This is a genomic window from Streptomyces sp. 6-11-2, from assembly GCF_006540305.1.
Lineage (GTDB): Bacteria > Actinomycetota > Actinomycetes > Streptomycetales > Streptomycetaceae > Streptomyces.
In genome coordinates this window covers 5,304,005-5,322,938 of record NZ_BJOR01000001.1, presented here as the reverse complement: position 1 = coordinate 5,322,938, position 18,934 = coordinate 5,304,005, and the positions used below count along the sequence as shown (strand labels likewise).

General features: G+C 72.1%; 15 protein-coding genes. 10 read left to right on the top strand and 5 right to left on the bottom strand.

The window, feature by feature from the left end; genetic code table 11:
* Positions 1-162: 162 nt before the first annotated feature.
* The 5 genes from TNCT6_RS23440 (at position 163) to TNCT6_RS23420 (ending at position 5,223) form a co-directional block, all read left to right on the top strand.
* Complete coding sequence (locus TNCT6_RS23440; RefSeq protein ID WP_141361796.1) at positions 163-1,737, top strand: oxidoreductase; 1,575 nt, start codon at positions 163-165, stop codon at positions 1,735-1,737.
* Positions 1,738-2,104: 367 nt separating this feature from the next.
* Positions 2,105-3,136: a hypothetical protein gene (locus TNCT6_RS23435; RefSeq protein ID WP_141361794.1), complete on the top strand. Its 1,032-nt coding sequence runs from the start codon at positions 2,105-2,107 to the stop codon at positions 3,134-3,136.
* An 11-nt stretch (positions 3,137-3,147) separates the two neighbouring features.
* Positions 3,148-3,888 carry an LON peptidase substrate-binding domain-containing protein gene (locus TNCT6_RS23430; protein WP_141361792.1) on the top strand — a complete coding sequence of 247 codons (741 nt, stop codon included), beginning with the start codon at positions 3,148-3,150 and terminating at the stop codon, positions 3,886-3,888.
* A gap of 170 nt (positions 3,889-4,058) precedes the next feature.
* Entirely contained in the window at positions 4,059-4,610 is a 552-nt protein-coding gene (gene ybaK / locus TNCT6_RS23425) for a Cys-tRNA(Pro) deacylase (RefSeq protein ID WP_373996201.1), read from the top strand.
* A gap of 406 nt (positions 4,611-5,016) precedes the next feature.
* Positions 5,017-5,223, top strand: a complete 207-nt coding sequence (locus tag TNCT6_RS23420; RefSeq protein ID WP_141361790.1) for a hypothetical protein — start codon at positions 5,017-5,019, stop codon at positions 5,221-5,223.
* Between the two features lie 435 nt (positions 5,224-5,658).
* Here TNCT6_RS23420 and TNCT6_RS23415 read toward each other — a convergent pair whose 3' ends face one another.
* The 4 genes from TNCT6_RS23415 to TNCT6_RS23400 all read right to left on the bottom strand — a co-directional run bounded on the left by TNCT6_RS23415 (position 5,659) and on the right by TNCT6_RS23400 (position 9,808).
* Positions 5,659-6,387: an AAA family ATPase gene (locus TNCT6_RS23415; protein ID WP_141361788.1), complete on the bottom strand. Its 729-nt coding sequence runs from the start codon at positions 6,385-6,387 to the stop codon at positions 5,659-5,661.
* A gap of 34 nt (positions 6,388-6,421) precedes the next feature.
* Entirely contained in the window at positions 6,422-7,243 is an 822-nt protein-coding gene (locus TNCT6_RS23410; protein ID WP_141361786.1) for an ABC transporter permease, read from the bottom strand.
* 256 nt (positions 7,244-7,499) lie between these two features.
* Positions 7,500-8,474 carry an ABC transporter ATP-binding protein gene (locus TNCT6_RS23405; RefSeq protein ID WP_141366754.1) on the bottom strand — a complete coding sequence of 325 codons (975 nt, stop codon included), beginning with the start codon at positions 8,472-8,474 and terminating at the stop codon, positions 7,500-7,502.
* 116 nt (positions 8,475-8,590) lie between these two features.
* Entirely contained in the window at positions 8,591-9,808 is a 1,218-nt protein-coding gene (locus TNCT6_RS23400) for an NYN domain-containing protein (protein WP_141361784.1), read from the bottom strand.
* A 236-nt stretch (positions 9,809-10,044) separates the two neighbouring features.
* Here TNCT6_RS23400 and TNCT6_RS23395 point away from each other — a divergent pair, with 236 nt between their 5' ends.
* Positions 10,045-10,224, top strand: coding sequence for a hypothetical protein (locus tag TNCT6_RS23395; protein WP_141366752.1), 180 nt, complete (start codon positions 10,045-10,047; stop codon positions 10,222-10,224).
* Positions 10,225-10,307: 83 nt separating this feature from the next.
* Here TNCT6_RS23395 and dnaE read toward each other — a convergent pair whose 3' ends face one another.
* Positions 10,308-13,847 carry a DNA polymerase III subunit alpha gene (gene dnaE, locus TNCT6_RS23390; protein ID WP_141361782.1) on the bottom strand — a complete coding sequence of 1,180 codons (3,540 nt, stop codon included), beginning with the start codon at positions 13,845-13,847 and terminating at the stop codon, positions 10,308-10,310.
* A gap of 221 nt (positions 13,848-14,068) precedes the next feature.
* Between dnaE and TNCT6_RS23385 the strand changes: the two genes are divergently transcribed.
* The 4 genes from TNCT6_RS23385 (at position 14,069) to TNCT6_RS23370 (ending at position 18,825) form a co-directional block, all read left to right on the top strand.
* Positions 14,069-15,385 carry a DUF2252 domain-containing protein gene (locus TNCT6_RS23385; RefSeq protein WP_141361780.1) on the top strand — a complete coding sequence of 439 codons (1,317 nt, stop codon included), beginning with the start codon at positions 14,069-14,071 and terminating at the stop codon, positions 15,383-15,385.
* A 69-nt stretch (positions 15,386-15,454) separates the two neighbouring features.
* On the top strand, positions 15,455-16,153 hold the full coding sequence (locus TNCT6_RS23380) for a hypothetical protein (RefSeq protein ID WP_141361778.1): 699 nt from the start codon (positions 15,455-15,457) through the stop codon (positions 16,151-16,153).
* An 86-nt stretch (positions 16,154-16,239) separates the two neighbouring features.
* The gene (locus TNCT6_RS23375) at positions 16,240-17,058 is read left to right on the top strand and encodes a thioredoxin domain-containing protein (protein WP_141361776.1); all 819 of its coding nucleotides are present in this window, start codon (positions 16,240-16,242) and stop codon (positions 17,056-17,058) included.
* Between the two features lie 105 nt (positions 17,059-17,163).
* Complete coding sequence (locus TNCT6_RS23370) at positions 17,164-18,825, top strand: alkaline phosphatase (RefSeq protein WP_141361773.1); 1,662 nt, start codon at positions 17,164-17,166, stop codon at positions 18,823-18,825.
* Positions 18,826-18,934 lie beyond the last annotated feature (109 nt).

Genomic DNA, 18,934 nt, shown 5'->3' with positions numbered 1-18,934 from the left:
CGTCCGTCCGTATCAGTGGCTGATACAGAACGCCGTATCAGTGGCTGGCACGGAACACGGAAGGCCCCCTTCACATTTCGTGTTCAGAGCGTCACCGATCGGGCATGACCGGTTGTACGAAGCGTAGCCAACCAGCGAGTAGCCGGGGAGGGAGGGAGGACCGTGGCCGAGGGGGCCGGCTTACACTCCGGTGACCTGTCCGACGACCTGACCGCCACCGAGGCGGGGATGTGGCAGGCCTTCCGCAACGGCAGCGTGTACGACCTGCGCAGCGGCGACGCCGTGGTGGACGATCCGCACGGCGGGCAGCCGTGGGGGCCCGAGCGGACCGTACGGGCGCGCGTCGTCTGCTGGCTGCTCCTGGACGGGCCGCCCGCGCTCGCCGGGCGCGTGTCGTCCCTGAAGCTCCGCGGCCTGCGGATCACGGGCGCCCTGGACCTCGCCGGGGGCGCGGTACTGCCGTACATGGAGCTGAACGGCTGCCGGTTCGACCAGGAGGTCCTGCTGCCGGAGGCGCGCTTCACCACCGTGCGGCTGGTGGACTGCTCGGTGCCGAGGCTGGAGGCGGCCCGCGTGCGCACCGAGGGCGACCTGCATCTGCCGCGCTGCCGGTTCACCGGCGGGATACGGCTGACCGACGCGCACATCGGCACGGACCTGCTGCTCAACCAGGCGGTCGTGCACCGGGACCGCGCCGGCCGCTCGATCGCCGGCGACGGGATGACGGTGGGCCAGGACCTCCAGGCTGAGCTGCTGGAGTCGTACGGCGAGTTCAGCCTGCGCAGCGCGAAGATCGGCGTGTCGCTGAGCCTGCGCGGGGCGCGGCTCACCAATCCGCGGGAGCGGTTCGCGCTGAACGCGCCGCAGCTCACGGTGGAGCGCACGCTGTACCTCACCCCGGCGGGCGTCGGCGGACCGTTGAGCGGGGTGACGCCCGCGCACGGGACGCGGATTCAGCCCTTCGAGTGCCGGGGCGGGGTGCGTCTGGACGACGGGCGGTTCGGTGACGCGGTCGATCTGGAGCGGGCCCGTTTCACCCTCACCGACGAGCAGGTGCTGTCGCTGCGCCGGGTGCAGACGCCGGAGCTGCGCTTCCTCGGGGAGCGGCCGCCGCGCGGGCAGGTGCTGTTGTCCGGGGCACGGGTCGTCACCCTCGTCGACCGGGCGAGCAGCTGGCCCGCGCCGGGCAGCCTGCACATGGGCGGCTTCGCCTACGAGAACCTGGTGCCGCGGGGCCCGTTCCCGCTGACCGAGCGGCTGAACTGGGTGGCGGCGGCGACCGCCGAGTACAACCCGGAGCCGTACGAGCGCCTGGCCGCCGTACTGCGGGAGGCGGGCGAGGACGTGGACGCGCGCGAGGTGCTGCTCGCCAAGCAGCGCCGCCGCCGCGAGACCCTGCCGCTCGCCGCCAAGCTCGTGGGCTACCTCCAGGACTGGACGGTGGCCTACGGGTACCGGCCGGGCCGCGCCGCGGTGTGGATGGCGGTGCTGTGGGCGGCCGGCTCACTCGCCTTCGCGCGCGCGGGCCCGCCCCCGGCCGACCCCGGCGGCCACCCGGAGTGGAACCCCGCCCTGTTCGCCCTGGACCTGCTGCTGCCGGTCGTCGACCTGGGCCAGGCGGGCAAGTGGCAGCTGCGCGGCGGCTGGCAGTGGCTCGCCGCGGCACTGATCCTGCTCGGCTGGACCCTGGCCACGACGGTGGCGGCGGGCGCGACGCGGCTGCTGCGGCGGAGCTAGTGCTGTGGCCGGAAGGGTTTGCCGGGAAGCTCGCGGCGTCCGGCCACAGCACTAGGGACGGGACCGGGGTCGTGCGGCGCCTCCGGCGGAGCCGTTCTTGTCGAACCACAGCTTGTGCACGGCGACCTCGAGCATGCACTCGGTCTCGATCACGCCGTCGAGGGGGCGAACGCGCTCCTGGAGGAACCTCCACAGCTCGGTGTCGTCGGACCCCGGAAGTGCCGGGGAGCGCGGCGAGACAGCCGCTCCCGCAGAGCCCGCCGACAGTTGTTGAAATCGTCACCTTTTACTTGACCTTGACCATCCGTTGTACAACTTTCCTCGCCTTGCCCGAACCCCCTGGCGCGTCCGCGACCTGCGTCTTTCAATGGTCGGCACCATGGCATCGATGCCCGCGTTCATCCGCCCCACCCGGATGACAAGAACCGCCTCCAGCCCCGCCGCCGGGCTCACCGCCGACGACGAGGTGCTCCTCGACGCGCCGGACGAACCCCTCGGCCCGGCGCTGGTCGCCGCCGCCCAGGGCGCGTACGGGCCCGCCGCGTCGCTGCTCGCCGGCACCCGGGAGGGGGCCCGGTGGGAGGAACGCGACCGGTACGCGACGCGGCTGGCGGCCATCGCCCGTTCCCGCCCGGAGTGGCTGGACACCTGGCGGGCCGCCGCCCCGCACGACCCGGACGCGCTGCTGGTCGCCGCCCAGCTCGCGGTCGACCGCGCCTGGGCCTCGCCCGCGCGGGCGGAGCTGCTGCGCGCGGTCAGCCCGCTGATCACGGCCGCCGCACGCGCCGACGGCCGTGACCCGGTGCCGTGGCGGGTCGCCCTGGACCACGCGCGCGGCAGCCGCGCCGGGCACCGGTACTTCGAGGAGCTGTGGGAGGCCGCGGTCCGCCGGGCCCCGCACCACTACGGCTGCCATGTGGCCGCCCTGCGCTATCTGGCGGCCTCCTGGCACGGATCGCACCGCGAGTGCTTCGACTTCGCCGACCTGGCCGCCCAGGACGCCCCGGCCGACTCGCTCGTCCAGGCGCTGCCGGTGCGGGCCGCCTTCGCCTATCTGACGGACGGTTGCGGGCCGCGGGTGCCGCGGGCCCGGCTGCACGCGGCGGCCGACCGGGCGATCGCCTTCTCCGCCCGCTTCCCGGCGGCCGTGACCTGGCCCGCGGAGATCCGTAACCTGCTGACCTGCGTCCTGCTGCGGCTCGAACGCCACGAGGACGCCCTCGCGCAGCTGCGCCTGGTCGGCCCGTACGCCACCTCCTTCCCCTGGGACCGGCTGTCGGACGACCCCCTCGGCCTCTTCCTGAAACTGCGCGTCAACCTGGGGCCGGTACCGCCCGCGCAGCCGTCCCGGCGCCCGCGATACGGGCTCGGCGGACGCGCCCGTCGCGGCGAGCATTAGGCTTTTGCGCCGTGACCACCGTCCGTCTTCCGCTCTTCCCCCTGAACACGGTGCTGTTCCCGGGACTGGTGCTGCCCCTGAACGTCTTCGAGGAGCGCTACCGCGCCATGATGCGCGCGCTGCTGAAGACGCCCGAGGACGAACCGCGCCGGTTCGCCGTCGTGGCGATCCGCGACGGCCACGAAGTGGCCGTGAGCGCCCCGGGCATGCCCGATCCGACCGCACTGCCCGAACGTGGCCCCGCCGCCGGCTTCGGCCCCGATCCGGCCAAGGCCTTCCACTCCGTGGGCTGCGTGGCGGACGCGGCGACGATACGGGAGCGGGCCGACGGCACCTTCGAGGTGCTGGCCACGGGCACGACCCGGGTCCGGCTGCTGTCGGTGGACGCTTCCGGTCCGTACCTCGTGGCGGAACTGCAGGAGCTGACCGAGGAGCCCGGCGACGAGGCGGGCGCGCTGGCCGAGGGGGTGCTGCGGTCCTTCCGCCAGTACCAGAAGCGGCTGGCGGGAGCCCGGGAGCGGTCGCTGGCGACCGGTGCGGACCTGCCGGACGAGCCGGACGTCGTCTCCTATCTGGTCGCCGCCGCGATGATGCTGGACACACCGACGCGGCAGCGTCTGCTCCAGGCCCCGGACACGGCCTCACGGCTGCGCGACGAGCTGCGGCTCCTGCGCTCGGAGACGGCCATCATCCGCAGCCTGCCGTCCTTGCCCGCGGCCGACCTGACAAAGGCTCCAACCAGCCAGAATTGACGCGACGGCCCGCTCTGCGTCTCCCTGAACACCGGCCCCGGCCGTATCGAGATCTTCCACATCCTCCAGACGGAGAAGGACGGCTCGGCGGTCAGGCGGACCTGGCCCGATCAACGTCTCCGGACAGGGGACGTTCCTCTCGTTCCGGCCCGTCTGGGAGGATGCGGCGGGTGGCGAAGAAGTCGAAGAAGCACCAAGGGGAAGAAGGGGCGCGCGGAGCGCGTCCGAACAAGGGCGGCGGGCGGCAGTCGGGCGGTACACCCGCGACGGTGGCGCTCACCGCGGCCGGGGTGCCGTTCACGGTCCACTCCTACGACCACGACCCCTCCCACCCCTCCTACGGCGAGGAGGCGGCCGAGGCGATGGGCGTGTCCCCGGACCGCGTCTTCAAGACGCTGGTGGCCGACGTCGACGGCGCCCTGACGGTGGCCGTGGTGCCGGTCGCGGGCTCCCTGGACCTCAAGGCCCTGGCGGCGGCGGTCGGCGGCAAGCGCGCGGCGATGGCCGACCCGGCCCTCGCGGAGCGCACCACCGGCTATGTCCGCGGCGGCATCTCCCCCCTCGGCCAGCGCAAGAGGCTCCCCACGGTCCTGGACGACTCGGCCCCCGCCCACGGCACCATCTGCGTCTCGGCGGGCCGCCGCGGCCTGGAGGTGGAACTGTCCCCCGGCGACCTGGTGGGTCTCACGAACGCGACCCTCGCCCCGATCGGACGCGCCTGACCGGCCGGCCCTCCCAGGGCCTGCCCGGCGCCGGTGAAACCGAGCACGAGCGTTCACACCCGGCCGCGTCCGGGTCTCGACGACGAAGGCCGTCGTCTTCGAGACCCTGACACCGCAGAGCCGCACGGCCGCGTCCATGACCCCGCGCGGGTCGTAGGGCGCGATCGGCCAGTCCGAGGCGAGGGCGACCCGGCCGCCGGCGGCCAGGATGTCGGCGTAGCGCCACGCCTGGCCCCCGCCCCGCACACCGGGATCGCCACCGTCGCCCGCTCCTACCGCCGCGCCTTCACCGCCCCCCGAACGCGGTCGGCCTGATCGGCGGACGCTCGGTGCGCACCACCATGGCCCTGAACCACTACGACGACATGGTGGCGGCGCTGCTGCGGGCCGGCCGGCCGACGACGCGATGCGGATCCTGCTCGCCATCGACTACCTGGCGCTCGGCGCCGCGCTGGCCCCCTTCGCCGCCGGCTTCGGCCATCTCACCGGCACGACGGGCGGCGAGGACGACCATCCGCGCCTCGGCGCGGCACTGGCCGCCGTCGACCCGGCGACCGTCGACGACCAGGCGTTCGAACGGGTTCTGGCCGCCTTCCTCGACACCCTGACGTGACCGGCCCGAACCCCCGGACCAGGCCGAACGGAACGCGGAAGGCGCGGCCGGAGGGCAACGGGCCGGGCGGCCCCGGCCCGGCGGCGTGGTACCGCCCACTAAGTGAACGGCCCGGGCTCGGCTGGGCTGGGCTCTCGAAGAGGACACGCAAGCGCAACGGGGCGCATGCCGAAGGGTCATGCGAATCAGCCACCGCCCGGCGTGACCGGACGGGCGCACGGCGACGGGTCGCGCCCTGCGGTCGCGGCCCGAGGCGGGAGTTCGAAACCGTGTGACGTCTCGCGGACCGGTACTCGCGGCGGCCGCGCGGGCGGCACGAACCCGATGGCGGTCCCGTCCGGCGGCCGGCCCACCGAGAGCGGCCGGGACGCGCACGGGCGGCACAACCGAGGAACCGGGCCGTCCGCCCCGCGCGTGCGGCTCACCGCGTACGGCTCACTCCGGCGGCAAGGTGGGTCCGAACACTGTCGTGTCCGGCTCCGGGTCCCGCGGCCCGAACAGGGCCGTCAACCCCAGGTGGACGATCAGCGCGGCCAGCGACCAGGCCAGCAGCGCCCCCAGGGCTTCGAGCTTCAGCGGTGCCGGGAACGTCACCCCTTTGCCCACGGCCTTGGCGTGGGCGACCACGTCCTGCTCGGGCCCGAGCCACACCCCGAGCCGCCACGCCAGCAGCGACCCGAGCAGTCCTCCGACGCACAGGGCCACCACCAGCGGCACGCCCCCGCGCCGCCGCACCAGGAAGACGACCACGGCGCTCAGCACACCGAAGGCCAGAGCCAGCAGAGTGAACGTGCCGTCGACGCCGATCGCCTGCTCCCCCTCGGTGTCCTTGAGGTAGACGACCCAGTTGCTCCCGGACACATCGGCGATCAGCGGCACCCGGGGCGCCAGCCGCAGCCAGAGCAGTCCCAGCGGCACCCCGCAGAGCGCCACGGCGACCATGACGACGACGGCCTCCCGGACCTCGGCCGCCCATCCCGGCCCGTCCTGTTCGTACGCGGTCACCGGCCGGGCTCCGGCGGGCGGCACCTGCCAGGACTGCCAGGGCGAGACCGGCCCCGGCTGCGGGGCCTGCCCGGATCCCGATCCCGAGGACTCTGAGGACCCGGAATGCTGTGAGGAGCGCCGGCGCGGCGGTGGTGGCGGAGTCAACGGAGCGGTCACCTTGTCATCGTGCCAGTTGCGGGGGACGGCCGCGTCACCGGACGGCGGCCCGGCGATAGGCCCAGGTGGCGACGGCCAGCGAGACCACCCCGACCCCGGCGCAGACGGCCATGTCACCGGCCACCAGAGCCCAGTCGGGACGGGCCGCGAAGGTGTGCGCGTAGGCCTCCACGCCGTACGTGGACGGCAGCAGGTCGCGCAGCAGCCGTACGGCCCCGGGCATGCGGTCGGGCGGCAGCACGCCCAGCAGCAGCGCCGCCGACATGCCCAACTGGCCCAGCAGGGTGGCCAGTTCCGGGCGCGGGGCGAGCAGGCCGCAGGCCGCGCCGAGCCCGGAGAGCGCGGCACCGGCGAGCGGGATCACCGCCACCAGCACCCACAGGTTGCCGAGCGGCAGCCCGAACAGCACGCACCCGAACACGGCGGTCACCAGCGTGCCCGGCACCGTGAACGAGGCGTACGCGGCCGCCGCGCCCAGCACCACGGCCGCGGGCGGCACCGGCAGCGTCGCGTAGTGGTCGAGCCCGCCACTGGCCCGCAGCTGCCCGAAGTACTGGGCGAGCAGGTTCAGGGCGACGTAGGCGACGACGACGACCGAGGCACCGGACACCACGAACCGGGCCTCGCCGCCACCGCTGACCACGCCCCGCATCATGATCATGATGCCGACGGACTGGAAGGTCGCCACGAACAGCAGCGGGATCCGCGCCACCCGCGCCCGGGACAGCTGGGCCCGGTACACGGCGGCCAGCGACGGCCACAGCCGCGCCCGCGGCCCGAGCGCGGCCGCCTCACCGGCGCCGCCGTCCTGTACGGCCGTCGCGCCCGGCAGCACACCGGCGGGTACGACACTCACGTCGAACTGCTCCCTTTCCCTGCGGCAGCGCACGCGGCCGGCTCACCTCCGGCAGCGAACGCCACCGGGTTACCGCCGGCGGCGCACGCAGCCGGCTCACCTGCGGCAGCGAACGACGCCGCCGGCTTGTCCGCGGCGGCGCACGCGGCGGGCGCGGCAGCGTCTCCCGCACCGGACGGGTTCCTGCCGGCGCCCGCGTAGTCCTGCACGGATCCGCCGCTCCCCGCGCTCATGCCACTCATGGCGCCCACACGGCTCATGACTTCACCAGCCCCTGCCGGGCGGCGCCGCCCAGGGCCAGGTACACGTCCTCCAGACTGGGCGTGGTCAGGGTGAAGTCGTCCAGGGCGGCGAAGGCGGCCCCGCCGGTGACCGTGGCGACGGCGGCGCGGGCGTCCTCGGGCGCCAGCCGCAGCGTCCAGCGGCGACCCGACTCCACGGCCCGCTCCCTGAGCACGGCGACCTCCGCCACCTCCAGGGGCGCCCGCTCCCGCCACACCAGCTCGACCCGCACCTCGCCGGAGACCCGCTCCTTGAGCCGGGCCGGGGTGTCGCAGGCGATGACCCGGCCCTGGTCGAGGACGGCGACCCGGTCCAGGACCGTCTCGGCCTCGATGACGTTGTGGGTGACCAGGACGACGGTCGTGCCGCGTTCGGCGCGCCGCCGGTCGACGGCGGACCACACCGCCCGCCGGGCCACCGGATCCATCCCGGTGGTCGGCTCGTCGAGCACCAGCAGCGGGCGTTCGCCGACCAGCGCGGCCGCGAAGCAGGCGAGCCGCCGCTGGCCGCCGGAGAGCTTCTTCAGCGGGCGCCCGGCGATCGGCGCGAGACCCAGCTCGTCGAGGACGGCGTCCCGCTCGGCCCGCGCCCGCCTGAGGTCCAGGCCGCGCAGCCGCCCGGTGGTCTCGGCGGCGAGCGAGACGGTCAGCTCGTCCAGGGCGGTGGACTCCTGCCCGAGGTAGGCGAGGATCCGCGCGGCCCGCTCGGGGTGCGCCACGATGTCGTGGCCGAGGATCTCGACCGTGCCGCTGTCGGGGCGCAGCAGTCCGGTGAGCTGGCGTACGAGGGTGGACTTGCCGGCGCCGTTCGGTCCGAGCAGTCCGAAGATCTCGCCGCGCCGGACGTCGAGTTCGACCGCGTCGGTGGCCAGCACCGCGGGTGTCCCGGGGGCGCCGCGCCGGCCGCGTACCGCGGGGTAGGTCCGGGTCAGTCCGCGCACCGCGCACACGACGCCGTCCCCGGGCCGAAATGCCTGTGCCGTGCGCGTACTCACAAGGGACGAGGGTACGGGGTCGCGGAGCCTCACTCGCCCTCGGGGCGCCCCGAACCGGTCCGGTCCGCGGTTCAGTCGGCGACGGGAGCGCGCTCGGTGGACGTCCGTACGTCGATCTCCCGCCAGAACCCCGCCCGGATGGCGTACCGGTCGTGCTCATCGATCTGGTCGTCCTTGTGCGCGAGCAGACCGAAGCGGGCGGCGTAGCGCAGCAGCTCGCCGTCGACGCGGTGCGGGATCCGGGGGTACATCGACGACAGTTTCTGAAGGTGCCCCTGGTCGCCCAGCCGGTCCACCCAGCGCCGGGCGAAGACCTGTCCCACCTCGTACGGGTCGCCGCCGACGGTCGTGATGTCCTCCTCCCGGTCCGCCCACCGCTGCTCGGCCGTCGTCAGCTGGGCGAGCGTCGGCATGGAGGCGGCCTCGGGGGGCTCGGCGGGCAGGCCCGGCCGGTCCACCCAGCCCCGGTCCGAGGACCAGCGCAGGGTCGCCGTGGAAGGGTGCTGCGCTGGCGGGGTGCCGGGGGCGCGCAGGGCGGCGAGGTCCTTGGGGGTGGGCACGCCTTTGACGGCGGGCACCCGCTCCTCGGTGCCGCCGCGCCCCGCGGCGGCGGCCGGGTGCTGCCGCTGTTCGGCGGGGCCTTCGGCGGCCTGGGTGAGCGTGGACTCCGGCAGCGGCGCGGAGAGGATCGCGGCGATCTCGGGGCGGGGCGCGGGCGGTGGCGCGCAGATGCCGCCGAGTTCCTTGGCGCGCACGGCCTTCGTGATCCACGTGCGGTCCAGCACGCGCCGCTCGTCGGCCTCGGCGACCAGGTCCTCGGACTGGTTGTAGTCGCCGTCGGCGGCCTGCACCGCCCACAGATGGACGGCGACGCCATGCTCCTTGGCGGCCATCAAGCCGGGCAGCAGATCGCCGTCGCCGGTGACGAGGACGACGTCGGAGCAGGCGCGGTTGCGGGCCAGCTCGGTCAGTTCGGCGTGCATCGCGGCGTCCACGCCCTTCTGTGCCCAGCGTCCGTCGCTTCGGGTGAGCGCGCCGAGCCGGACGGTGACCCGGGGCATCACGCGCAGCCGGCGGTGCTCGGGCTGCGGTACGCGGTCGGGCGCGCCGTCGAACCAGTAGATGCGCAGCAGAGGCCGCTCCGTGTCGGACTCGGCCTGTTCACGCAGCCCCTGCACAAGGGCGGTGTGGTCGACGGTGATCCGGGACCGCGACGGCTCCCCGGCGAGAAGACTGGCCGCGGCGCCCAGCAGATACCCGGCGTCCACCAGGACGATGCAGCGGTCCACGCGATCCACCCTCTTTCCGGGAGGTTGCTTCGGCATGTGCTTCGGGATGTGCTTCGAGTCTGCCCGACCCGGCCGGGGTTAACGGCCCGAACTCGATCTTCGGCGTGGCGTTTCCGGCGCCCGCGCCCCGACGCCCCGCGTTACATACGGTAATTATCCAACATGCGTTCATTGTCGGCCTATGTGAATCTGGTCCCGGCCCTGGCCCCTAGATCCCCCACAGGAGGCTGATCACCATGGCCAAGAACCGCAAGCAGGACCGCAGCCGGCAGAAGGCGTCCGTGGCCGCGAACGGCCCGCAGGAGACGGAGCACTCCACGTCGGAGTCGCAGCCCGAGCATCACGCCCAGAGTCCGCAGACGAGTCCGACTGCCATGGCCCGCAAGGGACGTCAGAAGCGCTTCGGCCACAACTGAGTCCGGTCCATGGACTGTTGAACAAAGCGCGGTAATCGACGAGAGGGCGTACCCGATGCGCACGGGTACGCCCCTCGTTCATGTCAGCCGGCCAGGCAGGACGGGCCGAGCAGGACCTTCAGATCGCCGAACAACGCCGGATCCGGCTTGACCCGGTGCCGGTCCAGACGCAGCACCGTCGTCCTGCTCGGCCCCTGGAGCTTGATGCGGACCTCGCTGTCGCCCTTGTGGTGGCTGAGGATCTCACCGAGGCGGCTCACCATGGGCGGGGTCACCTTCAGTGCCGGGATGGTGAGGATCACCGGTGCGTTGCTCCCCGCGTTCGACAGGTCGGGGATCATCAGCTCCATCGCGACCAGGCGCGGCACGTCCTCGCGCTTGTCGAGGCGGCCCTTGACGAACACCACGGCGTCCTCGACGAGTTGGGTCGACACCAGCTGGTAGGTCGCCGGGAAGAACATGCACTCGATGGAGCCCGCCAGGTCCTCGACGGTGGCGATCGCCCACGCGTTGCCCTGCTTGGTCATCTTGCGCTGGAGGCCGGAGATGATGCCGCCGATGGTGACGACCGCGCCGTCGGCGTGCTCGCCGCCGGTGAGCTGGGAGATGCCCGCGTCGGCCTTGTCCGCGAGCACGTGCTCCAGGCCGAACAGCGGGTGGTCGGAGACGTAGAGGCCGAGCATCTCCCGCTCCTGGGCGAGCAGGTACGTCTTGTCCCACTCCTCGACGGAGAACTCCACGTCCAGCCCGAAGCCGGGCTCGCCGCTGGTCTCCTCGCCCATCCCGCCGAAGAGGTCGAACTGCCCCTCGGCCTCCTTGCGCTTGACCGCGACCACGTTGTCGATCATCGGCTCGTACTGCGCGGTGAGGCCCTTGCGGGTGTGCCCCATCTCGTCGAAGGCGCCCGCCTTGATCAGCGACTCCGTGGTGCGCTTGTTGCAGACCACCGCCTCGACCTTGTCGAGGTAGTCGGGGAACGAGGCGTACTTCCCCTTGGCCTTGCGGGACTTGATGATGGACTCGACCACGTTGGTGCCGACGTTGCGCACGGCGGACAGGCCGAAGAGGATCACGTCGTCGCCCTGCGCGGCGAAGTTCGACTGGGACTCGTTGACGTTGGGCGGGAGCACCCGGATGCCCATGCGGCGGCACTCGTTGAGGTAGACCGCCGACTTGTCCTTGTCGTCCTTGACGGAGGTCAGCAGGCCGGCCATGTACTCGGCGGGGTGGTTGGCCTTCAGATAGGCGGTCCAGTACGACACCAGGCCGTACGCGGCCGAGTGTGCCTTGTTGAACGCGTAGCCGGCGAAGGGGACCAGCACGTCCCACAGGGCTTGGATGGCCTCGTCGCTGAAGTCCTTCTTGCGGGCGCCCTCCTGGAAGATGGTGAAGTTCTTCGCCAGTTCCTCGGGCTTCTTCTTGCCCATCACACGCCGCAGCACGTCGGCCTCGCCGAGCGAGTAGCCGGCGACGATCTGGGCGGCCTTCTGCACCTGCTCCTGGTAGACGATCAGGCCGTAGGTGACGTCCAGGACCTCCTTGAGCGGCTCCTCCAGCTCCGGGTGGATGGGCGTGATCTCCTGCTGGCCGTTCTTGCGCAGGGCGTAGTTGGTGTGGGAGTTCATGCCCATCGGGCCCGGCCGGTACAGGGCCGAGACGGCGGAGATGTCCTCGAAGTTGTCCGGCTTCATCAGGCGCAGCAGGGAGCGCATGGGGCCGCCGTCGAACTGGAAGACGCCGAGGGTGTCGCCGCGCTGGAGCAGTTCGAAGGTCTTGGGGTCGTCCAGCTCCAGGCCCAGGAGATCGATGTCGATCCCCTTGTTGGACTTCACCATCTTCACGGCGTCGTCCATGATCGTCAGGTTGCGCAGGCCGAGGAAGTCCATCTTCAGCAGGCCGAGCGACTCGCAGCTCGGGTAGTCCCACTGCGTGATGGTCACGCCGTCGGTGTGCCTCACCCAGACCGGGACGTGCTCGGTGATGGTCTCGCTGGACATGATCACGCCGGCCGCGTGCACGCCCATCTGCCGCACCAGGCCCTCCACACCGCGTGCGGTGTCGATGACCTTCTTCACGTCCGGCTCGTTCTCGTACATCCCCCGGACCTCGCCCGCCTCCGAGTAGCGGGGGTGCTCGGGGTCGGTGATGCCGGACAGCGGGATGCCCTTGCCGAGGACGTCGGCGGGCATGGCCTTGGTGATGCGGTCGCCCATCGCGTACGGGTAGCCCAGCACGCGCGCGGAGTCCTTGATCGCGTTCTTGGCCTTGATGGTGCCGTAGGTGCCGATCATGGCGACCTTGTCGGCGCCGTACTTCTCCGTCACGTACCTGATCACCTCGACGCGCCTGCGCTCGTCGAAGTCGATGTCGACGTCGGGCATGGAGATGCGCTCGGGGTTGAGGAACCGCTCGAAGATCAGGCCGTGCGGGATCGGGTCGAGGTCGGTGATGCCGAGGGCGTAGGCGACGATCGAGCCGGCCGCGGAGCCACGGCCGGGGCCGACCGCGATGCCGTTGTTCTTGGCCCACATGATGAAGTCGGCGACCACGAGGAAGTAGCCCGGGAACCCCATCTGGATGATGACGTCCATCTCGTACGCGACCTGCTTCTGGCGGTCCTCGGGGATGCCGCCGGGGAAGCGGCGCTCCATGCCGCGGTGGACCTCCTCCTTGAACCAGGTGACCTCGGTGTAGCCCTCGGGGATGTCGAACTTGGGCATGAGGTCGCGCTTCTCGAACATGCCGGTGGTGTCGACCATCTCGGCGACCAGGAGGGTGTTGGCGCAGCCCTCCTGCCAGGCGTCCGAGGAGTCGATGGCGTACATCTCCTCGGTGGACTTCAGGTAGTAGCCGGTGCCGTCGAACTTGAAGCGGTCGGGGTCGGAGAGGTTCTTGCCGGTCTGGATGCACAGCAGGGCGTCGTGGGCGCCGGCCTCGTGCGCGTAGGTGTAGTGCGAGTCGTTGGTGACCAGGGGCGGGATGCCGAGCTTCTTGCCGATCTCCAGCAGGCCGTCGCGGACCTTGCGCTCGATGTCGATGCCGTGGTCCATCAGCTCCAGGAAGTAGCGGTCCTTGCCGAAGATGTCCTGGTAGTCGGCGGCGGCCTTCAGGGCCTCGTCGAAGTGGCCGAGGCGCAGCCGGGTCTGGACCTCGCCGGAGGGGCAGCCGGTGGAGGCGACGATGCCCTCGGACCACTGGGAGATCGTCTCCTTGTCCATCCGGGGCCACTTCTGCAGCCAGCCCTCGGCGTAGGCGTCGGAGGAGAGGCGGAAGATGTTGTGCAGGCCGGTCCTGTTCACCGCCCACATCGTCTTGTGGGTGTAACCGCCGGAACCGGAGATGTCGTCCCGCTTCTGGTGCGGCTGACCCCATAGGATCTTGCGCTTGTTGCGCCGGGACTCAGGGGCGACATACGCCTCGATCCCGATGATCGGGGTGACTCCGGCCTTCTTCGCGGAGTGGAAGAAGTCGTACGCCCCGTGGAGGTTTCCGTGGTCGGACATGGCGATGTGCGTCATGCCCATCTCGTTGCAGGCGTTGAACATGTCCTTCAGCCGCGCGGCACCGTCCAGCAGCGAGTACTGGGTGTGGACGTGCAGGTGCGTGAACGGCGGCTTCGACACGGTTCGGCCTCCATGGACAACATAGACGACGTGCTGCGGACAGTCCGGGGGACAGCGTCGAAGTCTATGCCCCGGCACTGACACGCGGCCGCGTTCGCGCCGTACCTTCAGGCGGGACAGCGCGGGCACTCCGCCGCACCGCCGGACGTTGGTGTGGTGGAACGCCCAAGCCGGACCCACTCCACACGTCATGCACCACCTGCACCAGGAGGCACTCCGCGATGTCGGTCCCCCAGCTCAGCGACGAGCAGCGCGGCAAGGAGATCATCGCCGTCCTCGACACCGTCTTCGGCGAGCTCCTGGCCGACGATCCGGCCGCGTTCGGCATGAGGCTGCGGAGGATGGCCGCCTCGGCCCTCGCGTTCCACCGGGGCACGGCCTGTCTCTTCCACCACGACCTGGGCGCCGACCGGCGCGGCGGACCCTACCTCGACGACCGCACCTCGCGCGTGTGGATCCACGGCGACCTGCACGCGGAGAGCTTCGGCACCTACATGGACGCCGACGGCCGGCTGGTCTTCAGCGCCACCGGCTTCGACGAGGCCTACGTCGGCCCCTTCACCTGGGACCTCAAGCGGTTCGCCGCCTCTCTCGCCCTCGTCGGGTACGCCAAGGCGCTCAGTGACGACCGGATCACCGAGCTGGTGACGCTCTACGCGACCGCCTACCGCGACCGGATCCACGCCCTGGCCACCGGCGCCAAGAGCGACGAGGTGCCGCCCTTCACGCTGGACACGGCCGACGGCCCCCTCCTGGACACGCTGCGTGACGCCCGTTCGCTGACCCGTGCCGGGCTGCTGGAGTCGATGACCGAGATCCGCGACTTCGAGCGCCGCTTCGCGCCCGGCGGCGGCGCGGTCGAGCTGGACGCCGCCACCCGCTACAAGGTCCTCGCGGCGTTCGACGGCTATCTGGAGACCCTGCCGGAGGCCTCGCTGGCCCGCCCGGAGTCCTACCGCGTCAAGGACGTCGTCGGCCGCCACGGGATCGGCCCGGCCGGTCTGTCGTACGACATCCTCCTGGAGGGCCACAGCGACGCCCTGGAGCACGACGTGGTGATCTCCATCCAGCGGGCCCGGACCGCGGCGGCCTCCCGGCACATCACGGACCAGGCGATCCACGACCACTTCCAGCACGAGGGCCACCGCACGGTGGTCTGCCGGCGTGCCCTCCAGGCGCACACCGACCCGTGGCTGGGCTGGACCGAGCTGGACGGCGCCGGCCGGCTGGTCACCGAGGTCTCGCCGTACACCGTGGACCTGGACTGGGACCACGTCGACGACCCGGAGGAGATCGCGCAGGTGGTCGCCGACCTGGGCCGGGCCACGGCCGCCATGCACGCGGCGGCGGACGACACGTCGGGCGAGTCCCTGGTGCCGTTCTCCACCGAGCGGGCCATCGACGCGGCGATCGCGGGCGACGAGGAGGGCTTCGCGCCGCTGCTCGCCGACTTCGCGCACGCCTACGGCGCACGCGCGCGTGCCGACCACCGCATCTTCGTGGACCTGCTGCGCAACGGAGGGATCCCGGGTCTGTGACGGATGGGCCGCACACAGGAACCCTTTAGGGGTCTCTTACCGGCCCGCATGACAGACTCGTGTCTCGCTATGGACATATCCGGGACCAAACTCAGAGCCGTGCGCGCGGCGCTGTTCACGGCCGTGGTCGTGACGCTCAGCACCGCGTCGCACGTGCTGCTGTCACGGGTCCCGCTGCCGCTGAACACGGTGGCCGCGGTCGCGGTCGCCGTGTTCCTGCTCTCCTACGCCCTGGCCGGCCGTGAGCGCGGCTTCGGGCGGATCGCCGCCCTGCTGGTCCCGTTGGAACTGGCGGCCGACACCGTCTTCACCACCGGCCAGCACCTCTGCTACGGCCCCGCGGGCGGCCCGGTCGCCGGTCCCCTGCGCTCGGTCGGCTTCGACGTGCTGTGCGGCGGGCACACCGACGTCGGCACCCCGCTGGCCCAGATGACCGGCACCGACACCGGCCGGCTGACCGCACTGCTCGCGCACGCCGACCCGGCCACGGCCTGGCTGCTGCTGGCCGCGCACGTCGCCGTCGGCCTGGTCGCGGCCGGCTGGCTGCGCCGCGGCGAGCGGGCGCTCGCCCAGCTGCTGTGCGCGGTGGCCGCCACGACCTTCCGGCCGCTGCTGCTCGCGGTGGCGGCGGTCACGGTGCGCAGCACCCGCTCGGTGGGCCGGCCGGCGCGTCCCGCGCCGCGGATCGCCGCGCTGCGCGCCCGCATCCTCGTGCACTCCCTGGGACGGCGCGGACCGCCGTGCCCGGACGCCCTCGCACTCGTCTGAGCGACGACCCCGGGCGCCCCGAGCACGACCAGTCCCCATTCGTAGTCCCGCGCACGAAGCTGCGCGTCCCACAGGAGAACACCACCATGAGCAAGCGGAACAGCCAGACGGCGAAGACGGCGGCCCGGGAGCGGCTGCGCGCCGAGCGCGAGCGCGACGCCAAGCGGGCCAAGGCCAAGCGGCAGATAACCGTGGCGTGCGCGGTCGTGGCCGTGCTGGCGGCGGCCGGCGGCATCGGCTACGCCGTCGTCCAGGCCAACAAGCCCAGCCACTGGGAGGCCGTGAAGGACGAGAAGGTCGTCGCCCCGGCCAACACCACCGGCACCGACGGCACGACCGTGGTCATCGGCAAGAGCTCGGCCCAGAAGACCCTCAAGATCTACGAGGACCCGCGCTGCCCGATCTGCGGCCAGTTCGAGGAAGCGGTCGGCGCGACCGTCAAGAAGGATGTCGACGACGGCAAGTTCAAGCTCCAGTACATCGGCGGCACCTTCATCGACAACCACGACAACGGCGAGGGCTCCAAGAACTCGATGAGCGCCATGGGCGCCGCGCTCAACGTCAGCCCCGAGGCGTTCCTCGAGTACAAGTCCGCGCTGTACTCGAAGAAGTGGCACCCGGAGGAGACCGACGACAAGTTCAAGAGCGACGACTACCTCATCAAGGTGGCGGACACCGTGCCGGCCCTGAAGAACAACGCGTCGTTCCGCGACGACGTCAAGAGCGGCAAGTACGACGCCTGGGCGGTCGCCATGTCGAAGACCTTCGACAACAACAAGGACGGTGTGGACGGCACCCCGAGCCTGGTCATGGACGGCAAGAAGGTGACCACCCCCGGCACCCAGAACCCGCCGATGACGGCGGACGAGTTCAACGCGGCGTTGGACGCGGCCCTCAAGGGCTGATCCCCGGGCGGCGCCGCCGCCTGCCGTGAATCCCGCGCGAAGAGCGGGCGAACCTTTTCCGGTTCGCCCGCTCTTCGCACTTACCGGTCAGTAATCTGATCGCCCGTGACCAGTCGACAGTGCCACCTCGAGAGCGCCGACTCACCCGTCGCGCGCCGCCGTACGTTCGTCAAGGCCGCGGCGGCGGGCGCCGTACTGGCGGGCCCGCTCGCCGCCGCGCTGCCCGCACGCGCCGCCACCGGTGCGCCCGCCTTCCTGCACGGCGTCGCCTCCGGCGATCCTCTGCCGGACGGCGTCCTGCTGTGGACCCGCGTGACCCCCGTCCCCGAGGCGGTGCCCGGCTCCGGGCTGGGCCCGGACACCGAGGTGCGCTGGGCGGTGGCCGGGGACAAGGGGTTCACCGACGTCGTCGCCGAGGGCTCGACCACCGCGACGGCCGCCTCCGACCACACCGTCAAGGCCGACGTCCGGGGGCTGCGCCCGGCCACCGACTACTGGTTCCGCTTCTCGGCCGGGGGCACCGACTCCCCCATCGCCCGCACCCGCACCGCGCCCGCCGCCGACGCCGCCGTCGCCAACCTGCGCTTCGGCGTGGTCTCCTGCGCCAACTGGGAGGCCGGCCACTTCGCGGCCTACCGCCACCTCGCGGCCCGCGGCGACCTCGACGCCTGGCTTCACCTCGGCGACTACATCTACGAGTACGAGTCGGGGGAGTTCGCGGCCCGCGGCAAGGTGGTGCGGCCGCACGTTCCCGCGCACGAGATCCTCGGCCTCGCCGACTACCGCACCCGGCACGCGACGTACAAGACCGACCCCGATCTGCGGGCGCTGCACCACAGCGCGCCGGTCATCGCCATCTGGGACGACCACGAGTTCGCGGACAACGCCTGGTCGGGCGGCGCGGTCAACCACACCGAGGGCGCCGAGGGGACCTGGACCGCCCGCGTGGCGGCCGCCCGGCAGGCCTACTTCGAGTGGATGCCGGTGCGCACGGCGGTCGAGGGCACCACCTACCGGCGGCTGCGCTTCGGCAAGCTGGCCGATCTGTCCCTGCTGGATCTGCGTTCCTTCCGCTCGCAGCAGGCCGCCACGGGCAGCGGCTCGGTCGACGATCCGGACCGAACGATCACCGGACGCGCCCAACTCGACTGGCTGAAGGCCGGGTTGAAGGCGTCGAACACCACCTGGCGACTGGTCGGCAACTCGGTGATGATCGCGCCGTTCGTCATCGGCTCGCTCTCCGCCGACCTGCTGAGGCCGCTCGCCGAGCTGCTCGGGCTGCCGCGGGAGGGCCTGGCCATCAACACCGACCAGTGGGACGGCTACACCGACGACCGCCGCGAACTGCTGTCCCATCTGCGCGCGAACGCCATCCGCAACACCGTCTTCCTGACCGGCGACATCCACATGGCGTGGGCCAACGACGTCCCGGTGGACGCCGGCACGTACCCGCTGTCGGCGTCCGCCGCCACAGAGTTCGTGGTCACCTCGGTGACCTCCGACAACCTCGACGACTTCGTCAAGGTTCCCGAGGGCACGGTCTCGGCGATCGCCGCGCCGGTGATCCGCGCCGCCAACCGGCACGTCCACTGGGTCGACACCGACCGCCACGGCTACGGCGTGCTGGACCTGACCGCCGACCGCGCGCAGATGGACTACTACGTGCTGTCCGACCGCACGAGCCCGAACGCGACCTCGGCCTGGACCCGTTCGTACCGCACACGCAGCGGCACGCAGAAGATCGAACGCGCCTACGACCCGGTCTGAGCCCTGGCCGGCGGCCCCAGGGTCTTTCGTTTGGATCAGGCCGGATCAGGGAGAGCGGGGTCCGGTGCCGTGCGTCGCACGGCGGAGGAGGGCGGCAGGGCGGAGCCCT

What these genes read in the sequence shown, in the direction of transcription:
- TNCT6_RS23420 (WP_141361790.1), top strand. Translation starts at nt 5,017, where the DNA reads ATGCGGATCCTGCTCGCCATCGACTACCTGGCGCTCGGCGCCGCGCTG.
- TNCT6_RS23380 (WP_141361778.1), top strand. Translation starts at nt 15,455, where the DNA reads ATGGACATATCCGGGACCAAACTCAGAGCCGTGCGCGCGGCGCTGTTC.
- TNCT6_RS23385 (WP_141361780.1), top strand. Translation starts at nt 14,069, where the DNA reads ATGTCGGTCCCCCAGCTCAGCGACGAGCAGCGCGGCAAGGAGATCATC.
- TNCT6_RS23375 (WP_141361776.1), top strand. Translation starts at nt 16,240, where the DNA reads ATGAGCAAGCGGAACAGCCAGACGGCGAAGACGGCGGCCCGGGAGCGG.
- TNCT6_RS23435 (WP_141361794.1), top strand. Translation starts at nt 2,105, where the DNA reads ATGGTCGGCACCATGGCATCGATGCCCGCGTTCATCCGCCCCACCCGG.
- TNCT6_RS23395 (WP_141366752.1), top strand. Translation starts at nt 10,045, where the DNA reads ATGGCCAAGAACCGCAAGCAGGACCGCAGCCGGCAGAAGGCGTCCGTG.